Below are 14,875 nucleotides of genomic sequence, written 5' to 3' on the forward strand. Positions count from 1 at the left end.
CAGAGCATGTTTTTAAGTTTCTTTTTATAGTGTCCGGTCAGAACCTGTCACGCAATGCGTACCAAGAAAGCGCAAGGAACAGCAAAGGTGCCCGCAATGCCGTGCCGCCGGGGAAGGAGGGCACGTCGAGTGACGAAAACTGCTCAAGCGCCTTGTGCCTGGAAACCACCATGTCGGCATAGAGCTTGCCACAGTAATTTGACAGCATCACGCCATGGCCGGAAAAACCGCCAATCGACATCACGCCGGGCATGACTTCGCGCACAAAGGGCTGACGGGTCAGCGTTATTCCGACCGAGCCGCCCCAGGCATGGGTCATCTCGATATCCTGCAAGGCCGGATAGATCTCTGCGATCTGCTTGCGGATATGCTTGGAAATGTCGCGTGGCGAATCCGCCGTATAGGCCTCTCGTCCACCAAACAGCAGCCGGTTGTCCGGCGTCTTGCGGAAATAGCGCACCACGAAGCGACTGTCGGCAACCGCCTCTTTTCCCGGAATGATGGTCGGGAACTTATCGAGCGGAACGGTCGCGCCGATGAAGGAGCGGATCGGCATGACATGGGCTGCCGTGACCGGCTCCAGATTGCCGATATGGGCATTGGTGGCAATCAGCACCCGTGCCGCTGTGATCGTGCCGGATGGCGTTTCGATCATGGTCTTGCCACCACTCTGGGTGATGGATCTGGCAGGCGTCATTTCGAAGATCTGCGCGCCCGCAGCCTTTGCGGCCTTCGCCAGCCCGGCGATGAGCTTGAGCGGATGGATGTGGCCAGTGCCGGTGTCACGAACGCCGAAATGGTAGTGATCGGAACCAAGCCGCTCTGCGGTTTCGGCCTTTTCCATGAAGGAAACATGGCCGTAGCCATAGCGGCTACGCATGGCCTCGACGCTCTGGCGATAGGTCTTTTCATAGCTTTTCTTGTGCAGGACATTGAGCTGTCCCGGCAGAAATTCCATGTCGATGCCGTGGTCGCGGGCAAAATCCAGCACATAGTGTTTTGCGTTTTCGGCAATGTCGAACAGCGCCTTGGAGCGTTCGAAGCCGACCTCTTTTTCCATTTCATCCGGCCATGCGCGCTGGCCGGTGCCGAACTGGCCGCCATTGCGGCCAGATGCGCCATCGCCGAACCGATAGCCTTCGACAAGCGCGACCGAAACGCCCGCTTTGGCCAGATTGAACGCGGCCTGCAAGCCAGTAAAGCCGCCGCCGATAATGGCGACGTCAACCGTTCGCGAGCCATCCATCGCGGCATATTGCGGCCGTTCACCCAGACTGTCCTGATACCAGGAAACGCCCGGAGATATCGGGCTTTGCCATGCCATGCTCAGGTCCTCACACGTTGAGGAGCAGGAACTCCCGCTCCCATGGGCTGATAACCTGCATGAAGGTTTCGAATTCGCCGCGCTTCAGGCCAGCATAGAGACCGACAAACTCATGGCCGAAAACCCGCTCCAGCTGCGGCTCGCCTTCCAGAAGCGCCACCGCTTCCAGAAGCCCGCGCGGCAGCTCGATCGACCCTTCATTGGCCGTCTCATAGGTCGGCTCGGTCGGCTCGATATTGTTCATGATGCCCAGCCAGCCGCAGGCGAGCGATGCCGCCAGTGCCAGATAGGGGTTGGCATCGGAGCTTGGCAGGCGGTTTTCCACACGCCGCGCGGACGGGCCGGAAATCGGCACGCGGAACGCCGTGGTGCGGTTGTCATAACCCCAGGCATTGTTCACTGGGCAAGCCATGTCCGGTGTCAGGCGACGGTAGGAGTTCACGTAAGGCGCCAGCATGACCAGCGCATTCGGCACGTAACGCTGCATTCCGCCGACGAAAGCGAAGAATTCCTTGGAGGGGCTACCATCCTTGTTGGAAAACACGTTTTCGCCCGTTTCGATATCGACCACCGACTGGTGGATGTGCATGGCCGAACCCGGCATGCCCTGCATGGGCTTTGCCATGAAGGTTGCATAGATCCCGTGCTTGAGGGCTGCTTCGCGGATCGTGCGCTTGAACAGGAACACCTGATCGGCAAGCTCTATCGGGTCACCGTGGCGCAGGTTGATTTCCAGCTGCGCCGGACCCTCTTCATGGATCAGCGTGTCGATTTCCAGACCCTGCTTTTCCGAGAAGTGGTAGATATCGTCGATCAACTCGTCGAATTCGTTGATACCGGCGATGGAATAGCTCTGCCCGCCGACGATGGAACGCCCCGATCGGCCTTTGGGCGGATGCAGCGGATAGTCGGGGTCGTCATTCATGGCGACGAGATAAAACTCGATTTCGGGGGCAACGACTGGCTTCCAGCCCTTGTCCTTGTAGAGATCGAGCACATTTTTCAGCACGTTGCGTGGTGTATAGGGAACGTATTTGCCTTCCTGATCCACGACATCGCAGATGACCTGCGCGGTCGGGTCGCTTTCCCAGGGCACAACGCAGAGCGTCGACAGATCGGGAACCAGCTTCAGGTCGCTGTCGCGTGGCTCATAACGGAAATTCGCCGTTTCATCCGGGTATTCGCCCGAGATCGTGTGGCGGTAGAGGGCCGATGGCAGGGCAAGCGATGTATCGCCGGTAAACTTGGCGGTCGGCATCATCTTGCCGCGGGGAACGCCCGCAAGGTCTGGCGTAATGCATTCAATATCTTCGATGCCGCGGGCCTTCAGCCATTGGGCGGCTTCCCGCCAGGAGGCGCATCCGCGTGTGGAGGAAACGTCGGCTTGTATCTTCTTTGCCATGTTTGCCGGTTTTTTCGGACGGAGCATGGTTTTCTTGGGAGGCATAAATCACCGGGTGTGTGTTTCAATTGGCGTCATCATAACCAGACTTTGGCAATTGGCGAGGGGGGAAAGCGCCATTGACAACGGGTCGGACTTCGAAAAGAGGAAGTACACTGAAACTAGGGAAACTCCATGACGGAAAAATGTAATGTGCTGATTCTGGGCGCGGGCGCTGCTGGCATGATGTGCGCCATTCGTGCCGGTCAGCGCGGTCGTTCCGTCATTGTCATCGATCACGCAAAGGCACCTGGCGAAAAAATCCGCATCTCCGGCGGCGGTCGCTGCAACTTCACCAATATTTATGCGGGGCCGAAGAATTACCTGTCCAGCAATCCGCATTTCGCCAAATCGGCTCTGGCCCGCTACACGCCGAGCGATTTTATCGCCCTTGTCGGGAAGCATCGCATCCCCTGGCATGAAAAGACGCTCGGCCAGTTGTTCTGCGACGACAGCGCCAAGGATATCATCCGTATGTTGCTGGCTGAAATGCAGGCCGTCGGGGCAAAGCTGCGGCTGCAAACGGAGATCGCGTCTGTCGACGCCGTTCCCACGGGCGGCTTTCGGGTTTCGACGTCGTCTGGCGTCATTGAAACAGATAGTCTGGTTCTGGCGACAGGTGGAAAATCCATTCCAAAAATGGGCGCGACTGGCTTTGCCTATCGCATTGCCGAGCAATTCGGCCTTGGCATGATCGAGACCCGCCCGGGCCTGGTGCCGCTGACGCTGGAACCAACGCAGCTGGAAAAACTCGCGGCGCTCTCGGGTGTTGCCGTGCCTGCCGAGATTTCGCATGGAAAGACGTCCTTCCGTGAGGCGCTGCTTTTTACCCATCGCGGCTTGAGCGGCCCATCCATCCTGCAAATCTCCTCCTACTGGAAAGAGGGCGATAGCATTCGCCTGCGGCTTGAACCTGAACTGGATGTGGCCGAACATCTGAAAGCCGCCAAGAAGGTCAATGGCCGCCAGTCCGCGCAGACTGCGCTTAGCGAAATTCTGCCGAAGCGGCTTGCCCAGCATCTGGTGGAACGGGCCAGCATCTCCACCCATCTCGCCGACCTCTCGGACAAGGCCCTTAACGCGCTGGCGGCACATGCGCAGGACTGGCAGATCAAGCCCTCCGGCTCGGAAGGGTACCGCACCGCAGAAGTCACGCTCGGCGGTGTCGATACGTCCCATCTCGACTCCAGATCGATGCAGGCGAAAACCGTCCCGGGCCTGTATTTCATAGGCGAGTGCGTGGATGTGACGGGCTGGCTCGGCGGCTATAATTTCCAATGGGCATGGGCTTCGGGATACGCCGCCGGGGAATCTGTGTAAAGCCTCGACATCTTAATGCCTTATTAAGAGGGCGGAGTCATGCTGATCGAATGCCAGCACAACGCAAGTTGATACATGATGTCTCGCTGGACGCCGGAACCCGGCATCGATCGGTTATGTTTCTCGTTCAGGAAGCCGCTCATGATGATGTCCAGAAAACCCGCTCGTGCTATTGCCATCGCCCGCACAGCCAGTGACAACGCAGTCTACGCTTTCCGTCTCAGCCTGATTTCGGCTGGCGCGATCGCCGCGTTCCTGGTGCTTTTGCACTAGGCTTCCCATAGCCTTCCCGCAACGAACAATCGCGGCCCTGGCACGTCGCCAAGGCGCAGACTGTTGCGCCGCGTCGGCGTAAAACCTGTCTTCTTCCTCCCGCCCGATTCTTGGCCTGTCCGTGCGGGTGATATTTAAGAAGACCAGTGCCGAATAAAGCTCTTGCATAGCAACCTCCATCTTTTGAGGGCTTCAGCATGAGCGATCTTTTTTGATTTATATGCAGCCAAGAATACCCTATGTTTTTCATCGATGAAAAACCTCGGTTGGGATGCATTTCAGATTTTCCTGGATGTCGCTAGAAGCTGCGGCCTGACCGGCGCTGCCGCTGCGACCGGTTTTAGCGCAGCCACCATCGGGCGGCGAATGCTGGAGCTGGAGCAATCTCTTGGCAAATCTCTCTTCATCCGAAGCCAGGCCGGCTATGTGCTGACATCAGATGGCCGAGCGTTGCTTGACCAGTTGCAGGCAATGGAAGATGCGGCGCGCAATATCGATGGCTGGCGAAAGTCCGCTGCTGCCTCGTCACTTGTTCGCATTGCCGCCGGAACGTGGAACGCCCGTCTCCTGACCACAAATTTCTCCGCAATTTGTACTGAGCGCGACGACTTCCGCGTCGATCTTTTCGTTGCAGAACAACGTGCAAGCCTCTCACATCGTGAGAACGATATCGGCATCCGGGCTTTCGAGCCGGAAGAACGGAACCTTGCCGCCATCAAGAGCGGCTACGTTGCTTATGCGGCGTATCGATTGCGCAATGCCGCAGCTTCTATTAGCGATCGCTGGCTTGCCGTTTCAAGCGAGAGCGCGATTTCCGCCTATCTGCGATGGCCGCACGAAAACAAGGCAGGAAACATCGTAGTCTCGGTCAATCGCCCGACTGCTTTGCTGGATTTGGTATTGGCTGGTGCTGGCGTTGCCGTCTTGCCCTGCTTCATCGGCGATGCGGAAGCGCGACTGGTGCGAGAGGGCGAGGTGATCGAGGAGCTGCGCCACAAGCAATGGATCGTCATGAACAACGAAGATCGCCACCGTCGCGATATCAGGACGGTGGCGGATCGTATGGTAAAATTGATCAAGGGCCACACCGATCTCTTCGCCGGACGGCATAGCCGCCCGGCTTGAGATCGAGGGTCACGCTGCCGCCTTACCCTGTGCGACGATGACGGGGATCATCAGGTCGCCCCAGTTTCCATCACCGCCGTGGTGGCGGGCGGAGCGGACGAGCTCTACCGAAACACCGGCCTCGACCGCATTCATGACCGCCTGGTTGAGGCGATGCAGATCATTGGCGAGCACTCGGATGGCGCTTTGCTGCTCCTGGCTCATGGATGAGGACTGTTCCTCGCTGCGTTCCTTAACTCTGGAAATCGAAGCCATTGTCTTTTCCTCCGTTCAATGGGCTTGATGCCTGTGTGTTGCTTGTCGCAAGTGCTTATCTCAAGTCGTCATTCCGCAGCCGGGCGGAACTGGTCGTGTTCGGTCGATTCCTTCATCGCCGTTGTGGATGACGTGCCGCCGGAGATGGCGACCGAGACCGCATCGAAATAGCCGGTGCCGACTTCGCGCTGGTGTTTGGTGGCGGTGTAGCCGTTGATTTCGGCGGCGAATTCCGCTTCCTGTAGCTCCGAATAGGCTGCCATCTGCCGGTCCTTGTAGCCGCGTGCCAGTTCGAACATGCCGTAGTTGAGTTGGTGGAACCCGGCAAGGGTAATGAACTGGAACTTGTAGCCCATGGCGCCAAGCTCGCGCTGGAACTTGGCAATCGTCGCATCATCAAGATGTTTCTTCCAGTTGAAGGACGGCGAGCAATTATAGGCGAGCTTCTTGCCCGGATGCACCTTGTGCACGCCTTCCGCAAAGCGCTTTGCCTGCTCCAGATCCGGCTTTGATGTTTCGCACCAGATGAGATCGCAATAGGGCGCATAGGCATTGGCACGGGCGATGCAGGGCTCCAGCCCGTGTCTGACCTGATAGAAGCCCTCCACCGTTCGCCCGGCATCATAATCCACGAAGGGCTGGTCGCGCTCATCTATGTCTGATGTCAAAAGCTTTGCGGCTTCCGCATCCGTGCGGGCGATGACCAGCGTTGGCGTTCCCATGACGTCGGCAGCCAGACGCGCCGCTGTCAGGTTGCGGATATGTGCCGCTGTCGGGATCAGAACCTTGCCGCCCAGATGGCCGCATTTCTTCTCCGATGCCAGCTGGTCTTCGTAATGCACGCCTGCAGCGCCCGCCTCGATGAAGGCTTTCATGATTTCAAACGCATTCAGCGGACCGCCGAACCCTGCCTCGGCATCGGCAACGATGGGTGCAAACCAGGTATCGACAGACAGGCCCTTGCCTTCGGCAGTCTCGATCTGGTCGGCGCGCTGCAATGTCTTGTTGATGCGCTTTGCCAGTTCCGGTGCCGCATTGGCCGGATAGAGCGACTGGTCCGGATACATTGATGATGCCGTGTTGGCATCTGCCGCAACCTGCCAGCCTGACAGGTAGATCGCCTTCAGCCCCGCGCGAACCATCTGCATCGCCTGATTGCCGGAGAGCGCACCAAGTGCATTGATGTAGCTTTCCTCATTGATGAGCTTCCACAGCCGGTTCGCGCCCATTTCGGCGAGAGAATGCTGGATGGTGACGGAGCCACGCAGGCGCTCCACGTCTGCGGCTGTGTAGGTGCGTTCGATACCATCGAAGCGACCCTGTGGCGCGTTTGGAACCAGTTTGTAAAAATCAGTCATGTCTCTCTCCCATGTCAAAATTGTCAGAAAAGCCACACATCCTTACTCCGATGAGATGTGTGATCCGATGTGACTGAATTTACAGTTTCGTGAATTTCTACGCCAGATAAAAAGGAAAATCAGTGACTTGAAAGAGGTCATGCTGTATCGTCTTTGACAGGGTGGTGTTGTAAAACTGTAAAATTTGTAAAATCGCCCAAGCGATGTTTACTGTGCGGATTTGTAAAGGGAGGAGATTTTGGTGGAGGCCAAGATTTTTGCAGGGCCGCGTGTTCGGCGCGTGCGCAACGGATTGGGTCTGACGCAGACGGCCATGGCCGAGGCGCTGTCGATCTCGCCTTCGTACCTCAATCTCATCGAGCGCAACCAGCGACCGCTGACCGTGCAACTGCTGTTGAAGCTCAGTTCCGTCTACAAGGTCGATCTGGATGACCTGCAGGGCGAGAGCGGGGGCATCGCCAGCCAGTTGCGGGAGGTCTTTGCCGATCCGTTACTTGCGGGTGAGGTGCCTTCGGGGCAGGAGTTGGTCGAGGTGGCAGAAGCAGCTCCGAACGCCGCGAGCGGTATGACCAAGCTCTACCGGGCCTATCGCGAACAGGCGCAGCGTCTGAGCGACCTCTCCGATCTTCTGGCGCGTGAGGGCCATCAAACAACGCTGTCGGCTACACGTCTGCCGATTGATGAAGTCAGAGAGCTGTTCGAGCGGCGCTCGGCGCATTTTGCCCAGCTGGATGCGGCGGCGGAGGCTTTTCATGCGGCTCTTTCTCCCGGTGACGATCTGGCCTCCGCCTTGAAGTCATGGCTTCAAAGGCACCACGGCATCGTCGTACGCTCCATGCCTGTTCATGCCATGCCCAATTTGCGCCGACGCTACGACAGGCACTCCATGCGGCTCTTCCTGTCCGAGCGGCTTTCGCCGCAGGATCAATTGCGCGAAATGGCCATGGAGGCCTGCCTTTTGGCGTTGACGCAGGAGATCGGCGCGGAATTGCAGGATTTGTCGCTGTCGGGCGAGGAAGCCAAACGCATCGCCCGGTTCGAGCTTGCCCGTTATGCCGCCCATGCCCTGATGATGCCCTATGGCGCTTTTCTATCTGCGGCGCAGCGTGCGCGCTACGATATCGACATTCTGCGCGGGCGCTTCAACGTGTCCTTCGAGCAGGTCGCCAATCGCCTCGTCACGCTGGCGCGTCCGGGTGCTTCAGGCATTCCGTTTTTCCTGATGGAAGTTGACAGTGCCGGAAATCGTTTTCGCAAGGCGGGGGCGCAGGGCTTTCCGCAGGCGCGGTTCGGCGGGCTGTGCGTGAAGCTGAACGTCCATGCGGCCTTTTCCCAGCCGGGGCAGGTGCTGGCCGAACAGGTGGAGATGCCTGACGGAGCCGCCTATCTCACGGTTGCGCGATCGCTGGATGGACCGCAGGCGGGCTTTGGAGAGCGCATTCGTCGCACCGCTGTCATGTTGGCCTGCGAAGCAGCGCTTGCGAAAGAAACGGTCTATGGCGACGTCATCGGCATCAAGGCGGGCAGCATCGCCATCGGACCCTCCTGTCGGCTATGCGAGCGGCAGGGCTGTCTTTCGCGGGCGGAGGCGCCGTTGACGCGGCCGCTGGGGCTGGATGAAATGGTGACGGGCCTGAGTGTTTTCGATTTTCAGTAGCGCCAAACAACACAATTGTTTGAAATTGCCGCGCTGCACATTTCCCGCTTGCCGAGCCAAGTTTTCCTTTCTAGTCTCTGCCAAAACAAGGGGATTGCGCGCTCTCCCACAGCGCGTTCAAACAGGAGACATCATGAAACATCGTTCGCTTCGTTTCAGCCTCGCCGTTGCTTCCGCCATTCTGGCCGCAGGCACGGCCTTCGCGCAGGAAAAGGTCGTCCACGTCTACAACTGGTCGGACTATATCGATCCTGCTCTTCTGGAAGAATTCACCAAGGAAACCGGCATCAAGGTCGTTTACGACGTCTATGATGGCAACGAGGTTCTGGAAACAAAGCTTCTGGCCGGCAATTCCGGTTATGATGTCGTCGCGCCGACTTCGCCGTTCCTGGCGCGTCAGATCAAGGCTGGCGTGTACCAGAAGCTGGACAAGTCCAAGCTGCCGAACCTCAAGAACATGTGGCCGGAAATCACAACGCGTCTGGCGCAGTACGATCCTGGCAATGAATATGCCGTCAACTATATGTGGGGCACCACCGGCATCGGTTACAACGCAGCCAAGATCAAGGCGGCGCTGGGTGACGTGAAGGTCGACAGCTGGGATATCATCTTCAAGCCTGAAAACGCTGAAAAGCTGAAATCCTGCGGTATCAACATCCTCGATGCATCCGATGAAACCTTCGCCATTGCCATGAACTATATCGGCAAGAACCCCGACAGCAAGGAAACCGCTGATCTGGAAGCGGGCGGCGATGTATACAAGGCGATCCGCCCTTCGGTCAAAACCTTCAACTCCTCGGCCTATATCGATGAACTCGCCAATGGCGACAGCTGCATCACCATCGGCTGGTCCGGCGATATTCTTCAGGCCAAGACCCGTGCCGAAGAGGCCAAGAACGGCGTCGAAGTGAATTATGTCATCCCGAAGGAAGGCACCTATATCTGGATGGATTCCTTTGCCATTCCGGCAGATGCCAAGAACGTCGATGCAGCCCACGCCTTCATCAACTTCATGATGAAGCCTGAGGTGGCCGCCAAGGCTTCGGACTACGTTCAATATGCCAATGGCAACCTCGCATCCCAGCCGTTGATGGACGAGGCTGTTTCCAAGAACCCCGGGGTTTACCCGGATGCAGAGACGATGAAGAAGCTCTTCACCATCTCGCCATACGGGCCGAAGGAACAGCGCGTGTTGAACCGCGTATGGACCCAGATAAAAACCGGCAGCTGACCGGGTTTTTAAAAGGGGCGGGTGGAAACTCCTGCCCCTTTCTCGTTCAGCCTTTACAAAAAAACAAATGGGACAGTTCATGGCGAAATCTCTTGGCCCGGTTAAACGCAAATTCTCTCCCTGGACCGATCCGGCATCGGTACCCTTCATCCGCTTCGAGAATGTGACCAAGAGATTCGGTGACTTTGTTGCAGTCGACAATCTGACGCTCGATATCTATGAGCGCGAATTCTTCTCGCTGCTGGGGCCATCCGGCTGCGGCAAGACAACATTGATGCGGATGCTGGCGGGTTTCGAGGAGCCGACACAGGGCCGTATCCTGCTGCAGGGCAAGGACATTTCCGGGGTGCCACCCTACAAGCGGCCTACCAACATGATGTTCCAGTCCTATGCACTGTTTCCCCACATGACGGTGGAAAAAAACATCGCGTTTGGTCTGGAGCAGGACAATATTTCCAAGGCCGACATCAGGACACGCGTTGAAGAGATGCTGCGTCTGGTCAAGCTGACCGAGTTTGCCAAGCGCAAGCCAAGCCAGTTATCCGGCGGTCAGCGCCAGCGTGTCGCTCTCGCCCGTTCGCTTGCAAAGCGACCGAAAGTGTTGCTGCTGGATGAGCCGCTGGGCGCGCTGGACAAAAAACTGCGCGAAGAAACGCAGTTCGAGTTGATGGATCTTCAGCAGACGCTGGGGCTGACCTTCCTGATCGTTACGCATGACCAGGAAGAGGCGATGACCGTGTCTGACCGCATCGCGGTCATGGACAAGGGGATCATCGTTCAGGTGGCAACGCCTGCCGAAATCTATGAGGCACCCAACAGCCGCTACGTGGCCGACTTCATCGGCGACATCAACATTTTCGAGGCTGAGATCAAGGAAAAGACCGCTGGCGCGGGCAAGCCGGAAACGGTTATGCTGGATTGCGAAGGGCTGCCTGTGGCGGTGGAGCAGGACTGTGCCGCCGCTGTCGGCAGCAAGGTTGCCTTTGCCATCCGGCCGGAAAAGGTTCGCATCTCGCTCGATCCGCCCGCGGAACAATCTATCAATGTCGGCCATGGCGAGGTCTGGGACATCGGCTATCTCGGTGACTTCTCGGTTTTCATCGTCAAGCTCGATGATGGGCGAGTGATGCGGGCCGCACAGGCCAACGTCTCCCGGCTTGTCGACCGCCCGATAACATTTGGTGATATGGTCTGGTTAAGCTGGAAAGCCGATTCCGGTCTGGTTCTCACACGCTGAGGGAGGGTAGTCATGGCGATCTCGTCACCTGAAAACCGGCAAAGCCCCATGCGCTGGCTGGTCGTTGCCGTCCCCTATCTCTGGCTGGCGCTGTTTTTTGCAGCACCCTTCTTCATCATCGTGAAAATTTCGCTCTCCGATACCGCCATAGCGATGCCGCCTTACGTGCCGGTATTCGAAGGCTTCAGCCGCATCGGCGAGTTTTTCTCGCAGCTGGATTTTGAAAACTATATTTTCCTGACCGAAGACCCTCTCTATATCGAGGCTTATCTCTCTTCGTTGCGCATCGCGACCATCTCCACCCTCTTGTTACTCCTGGTCGGCTATCCCATGGCGCTTGCCATGGCGCGCGCACCTGCCACCATCCGCCCCACGCTCGTCATGCTGGTAATTTTGCCGTTTTGGACGTCGTTTCTCATTCGCGTCTATGCCTGGATCGGTATCCTCAAGCCGGAAGGCCTTCTGACGGTCCTGTTCCAGACGATCGGCATTCTCGGGCCTGACCAGCAGGTCAATATTTTCCGCACCGATACATCCGTCTTCATCGGCATCGTCTATTCCTATCTGCCATTCATGGTGCTGCCGCTCTATGCCGCCTTGGAAAAGCTGGATGCAACCTTGCTGGAGGCTGCGGCCGATCTGGGCTGCCCGCCATGGAAGGCCTTCTGGAAAATCACCTTCCCATTGTCCTTGCCCGGCGTCATTGCCGGATCGATGATCTGCTTCATTCCCATTACCGGCGAATTCGTCATCCCGGACCTTCTCGGTGGTGCAGAAACGCTGATGATCGGCAAGACACTCTGGACGGAGTTCTTCGGCAACAGAGACTGGCCGCTGGCATCGGCCGTTGCAGTGCTCCTGCTGCTCGTTCTCGTCGTGCCCATTGCCATCTTCCAGAACCAGCAGAAGAAGGTGGTATAAGCCATGAAGCGCGGCAAATTCGACACCACCATCCTAACCCTCTGCTTTGCCTTTCTCTACATCCCGATCCTCATTCTGATAATCTATTCCTTCAATGCCTCGAAGCTCGTCACCGTCTGGGGCGGGTTTTCGCTGCAATGGTATAGATCCATGTGGTCCAATGAGGGCTTGATGGATGCGGCCTGGATTACCGTTCGCGTTGCATTGCTGAGCGCGACCATCGGCACGATCCTTGGAACGCTGGCGGCGCTGTCGCTCACACGCTTTGCACGGTTTCCCGGGCGAATGCTGTTTTCTGGCATGATCTATGCGCCACTCGTCATGCCGGAGGTCATCACCGGTCTCTCGCTGCTTTTGCTGTTCGTGTCGATTGGTGTCGACCGGGGCTTCTGGACGGTTGTCATTGCTCACACCACCTTCACCATGTGCTACGTCGCCATCGTCGTCCAATCCCGTCTGCTGACCTTCGACCGTAGTCTGGAAGAAGCCGCGCTGGACCTCGGTTGCCCACCGGTAAAGACATTTTTCCGCATAACGCTGCCGCTTATCTTGCCCGGCGTGGTTGCGGGCTGGATGCTGGCCTTTTCGCTGTCGCTGGACGACCTCGTCATCGCCAGCTTTACCACTGGCCCCGGTGCGACGACCCTGCCTATCAAAATCTATTCGCAGGTCAGACTTGGTGTCACGCCTGAGATCAATGCGATCTGCACCATCTTGATCGCCCTGGTGACGGTCGGCGTCATCTGCGCCTCCATAGCGTCGAAACGAAGCGAGTTGCAGAAACTGCGCGATGAACATGCGGCGGCAAAGGGCTGAAGACTTCGATGCCGTGTCTGCGTCTGGGAGCGCCTCTTGCTTTCCCAACGGTTCAAACTTGGCGGGCAATTTTTTGCCCTTAAATGGTGTAGTGGCTTGTTAACGCGTTGTTAATTTACACAGGTCAAATGTAGAGGCAACGCGGGTGCACTCAATGAGAGGGTTGCCGGGCCGGTGGCCAAAAAACATGATGTTATTTATTCCTGACTCTCGTTAAAAGCACAAATTTCAAGGCAGCTTCGGCTGCCTTTTCTTTTGCACCTAATGCTGGCCCTCAAGTCTCAGCGTCAGTCGGTCAGACCGGAGAGTTGCCCGGAACGCAGGTCACTTACCTTCCAGAGATCTGGAAACCAGGATAACCGGTATAAGTCCTGCTGCGATGATGATCAGGGCCGGTAGAGCGGCGTCCTGCACGCGCGACCGGGACGCATCCTCATAGACAAGTGTTGCCAGCGTGTTGAAATTGAATGGTCGCAACAAGATGGTTGCGGGAAGCTCTTTCAATGACTCGATGAAGACAAGCAGAGCTGCGGTAAGTGCTGCTGGCCGAATGTTGGGCAACAGGACGGCCATCAATGTCTGGAGGCGGTTGCGGCCAAGTGTTCGCGCTGCCATGTCGAGATGCGGCGAAAGCTTCTGGAAACCTGCGTCGATATTGCCTTCGGCCAGCGTCATGAACCTCACGCCATGCGCGTAAATGATCGCAAAGGCCGTTCCAGATAAAAGAAGTCCGGTGGAGTAATTCAGGTGGAGGCGCAGGAAGCCATCCAGCGCATTGTCGAACCCCGCAAGCGGCAACAAGACGCCGATTGCAAGAACGGTGCCGGGTATGCCGTAACCGAGAGAGCCAATGCGGCTTGCTGCGCGGGCGAGGGGTGATGTGTTGACACGCTGGGCATAGGCGAACAGAAATCCGCAGACGAGTGTGACCAAAGCGACCGAGGCTGAAATCTCCAGGCTGTGCGCAAGCGCCCTGGCGAATTTCGGGTTGGACAGGGCCTCCAACCGCCTTGCGGCGTAGCTGCTTAGCACGAGGACTGGTACGGCAAAGCCACAAAGCACGGGCAGGGCACAAAACGCCGTCGCCAGCCATCTGCGACCCGCACTCAGGGGCTTAAGCCCGACCATCCGGCTCATCGATGTCGATCTGGTCCCGGCGTATCTCTGGCGACCGCGCGCCATGCGCTCGATGGCGATAAGGCCAGCCACCACGATGATGAGCATGGACGCGATCTGTGTTGCTCCGGCAAGGTTCCCGCGATTGAGCCAGGTTTCGTATATGGCGAATGTCAGCGTGCGCACGCCGAGATACTCCACGGCACCAATGTCGTTCAGCGTTTCCATCATCACCAGCGCCAGGCCAATGATGATCGCGGGGCGCGCCATGGGCAATTGCACGGACACGAATATGCGCCAGGGCGATGCTCCCAACATTCTGGCGGCTTCTGCGGCCTGACGCCCCTGCAGACCAAAGGCTGCCCGCAGCGAAAGATAGACATAGGGATAGAGAACGCTGCTCAGCACAAGCACCGCGCCCGGCAGGGACCGAATATCCGGAAACCAGTAATCGCGAATGCTGCTGTAGCCAAAAAGCGACCGGATCATCGTCTGCACCGGGCCCGCAAAGTCGAGAAACTCGCCGAAGGCATAGGCTGCAAGATAGGATGGGATGGCAAGCGGCAGAACCAGTGCAAAAGAAAGGAAGCGGCGCAGCGGAAACTGAAATGTCGACACCAGCCATGCCGAGACGATGCCGAAGAAGGCGGTCGCAAGTCCGGTCATTGCCATCAGCGCCAGCGTTTGCCAACCAGCCCGAGGCAGAACATTGACCAACAGGTGCCGCCAGCCATCCGTGCCGCCAGTCAAAGCCAGATAGAAGATGGTCAGCAACGGCATGGCCACAGCCGCCGCAAGCAG

General features: G+C 57.7%; 13 protein-coding genes. 8 read left to right on the top strand and 5 right to left on the bottom strand.

Going from position 1 to position 14,875, the window contains the following annotated elements; all coding sequences use genetic code 11:
* Window positions 1-37 precede the first annotated feature (37 nt).
* Window positions 38-1,324 carry an FAD-binding oxidoreductase gene (locus ASF69_RS06750; protein ID WP_062586559.1) on the bottom strand — a complete coding sequence of 429 codons (1,287 nt, stop codon included), beginning with the start codon at window positions 1,322-1,324 and terminating at the stop codon, window positions 38-40.
* A gap of 10 nt (window positions 1,325-1,334) precedes the next feature.
* Window positions 1,335-2,771, bottom strand: a complete 1,437-nt coding sequence (locus tag ASF69_RS06755; protein ID WP_062586560.1) for a glutamine synthetase family protein — start codon at window positions 2,769-2,771, stop codon at window positions 1,335-1,337.
* Between the two features lie 129 nt (window positions 2,772-2,900).
* Between ASF69_RS06755 and ASF69_RS06760 the strand changes: the two genes are divergently transcribed.
* From ASF69_RS06760 to ASF69_RS06770, 3 genes are all read left to right on the top strand, one after another.
* Complete coding sequence (locus ASF69_RS06760) at window positions 2,901-4,085, top strand: NAD(P)/FAD-dependent oxidoreductase (protein ID WP_062586561.1); 1,185 nt, start codon at window positions 2,901-2,903, stop codon at window positions 4,083-4,085.
* 141 nt (window positions 4,086-4,226) lie between these two features.
* Window positions 4,227-4,358 carry a hypothetical protein gene (locus ASF69_RS23735; RefSeq protein ID WP_280136377.1) on the top strand — a complete coding sequence of 44 codons (132 nt, stop codon included), beginning with the start codon at window positions 4,227-4,229 and terminating at the stop codon, window positions 4,356-4,358.
* Between the two features lie 252 nt (window positions 4,359-4,610).
* Window positions 4,611-5,483 (top strand): LysR family transcriptional regulator, encoded by an 873-nt coding sequence (locus ASF69_RS06770; protein WP_062586563.1) that lies wholly within the window; start codon window positions 4,611-4,613, stop codon window positions 5,481-5,483.
* Window positions 5,484-5,492: 9 nt separating this feature from the next.
* On the opposite strand, the gene ASF69_RS06775 is transcribed toward ASF69_RS06770, so the two are convergent.
* Window positions 5,493-5,738: a hypothetical protein gene (locus ASF69_RS06775; RefSeq protein WP_062586564.1), complete on the bottom strand. Its 246-nt coding sequence runs from the start codon at window positions 5,736-5,738 to the stop codon at window positions 5,493-5,495.
* A 68-nt stretch (window positions 5,739-5,806) separates the two neighbouring features.
* On the bottom strand, window positions 5,807-7,096 hold the full coding sequence (gene aceA, locus ASF69_RS06780) for an isocitrate lyase (protein WP_062586565.1): 1,290 nt from the start codon (window positions 7,094-7,096) through the stop codon (window positions 5,807-5,809).
* A 238-nt stretch (window positions 7,097-7,334) separates the two neighbouring features.
* On the opposite strand from aceA, the gene ASF69_RS06785 reads away from it, so the two are divergent.
* The 5 genes from ASF69_RS06785 (at window position 7,335) to ASF69_RS06805 (ending at window position 12,958) form a co-directional block, all read left to right on the top strand.
* Complete coding sequence (locus tag ASF69_RS06785; protein WP_062586566.1) at window positions 7,335-8,753, top strand: XRE family transcriptional regulator; 1,419 nt, start codon at window positions 7,335-7,337, stop codon at window positions 8,751-8,753.
* Between the two features lie 133 nt (window positions 8,754-8,886).
* Complete coding sequence (locus tag ASF69_RS06790) at window positions 8,887-9,984, top strand: polyamine ABC transporter substrate-binding protein (protein ID WP_062586567.1); 1,098 nt, start codon at window positions 8,887-8,889, stop codon at window positions 9,982-9,984.
* 79 nt (window positions 9,985-10,063) lie between these two features.
* Window positions 10,064-11,221, top strand: a complete 1,158-nt coding sequence (locus tag ASF69_RS06795) for an ABC transporter ATP-binding protein (protein ID WP_062587193.1) — start codon at window positions 10,064-10,066, stop codon at window positions 11,219-11,221.
* Window positions 11,222-11,233: 12 nt separating this feature from the next.
* On the top strand, window positions 11,234-12,142 hold the full coding sequence (locus tag ASF69_RS06800) for an ABC transporter permease subunit (protein ID WP_062586568.1): 909 nt from the start codon (window positions 11,234-11,236) through the stop codon (window positions 12,140-12,142).
* Window positions 12,143-12,145: 3 nt separating this feature from the next.
* Window positions 12,146-12,958 carry an ABC transporter permease gene (locus tag ASF69_RS06805; protein ID WP_062586569.1) on the top strand — a complete coding sequence of 271 codons (813 nt, stop codon included), beginning with the start codon at window positions 12,146-12,148 and terminating at the stop codon, window positions 12,956-12,958.
* Window positions 12,959-13,282: 324 nt separating this feature from the next.
* Here the strand turns inward: ASF69_RS06805 and ASF69_RS06810 are convergent, their stop codons facing one another.
* Window positions 13,283-14,854: an iron ABC transporter permease gene (locus ASF69_RS06810; RefSeq protein ID WP_082469678.1), complete on the bottom strand. Its 1,572-nt coding sequence runs from the start codon at window positions 14,852-14,854 to the stop codon at window positions 13,283-13,285.
* Window positions 14,855-14,875 lie beyond the last annotated feature (21 nt).

The organism is Rhizobium sp. Leaf311 (assembly GCF_001423445.1).
Lineage (GTDB): Bacteria > Pseudomonadota > Alphaproteobacteria > Rhizobiales > Rhizobiaceae > Agrobacterium.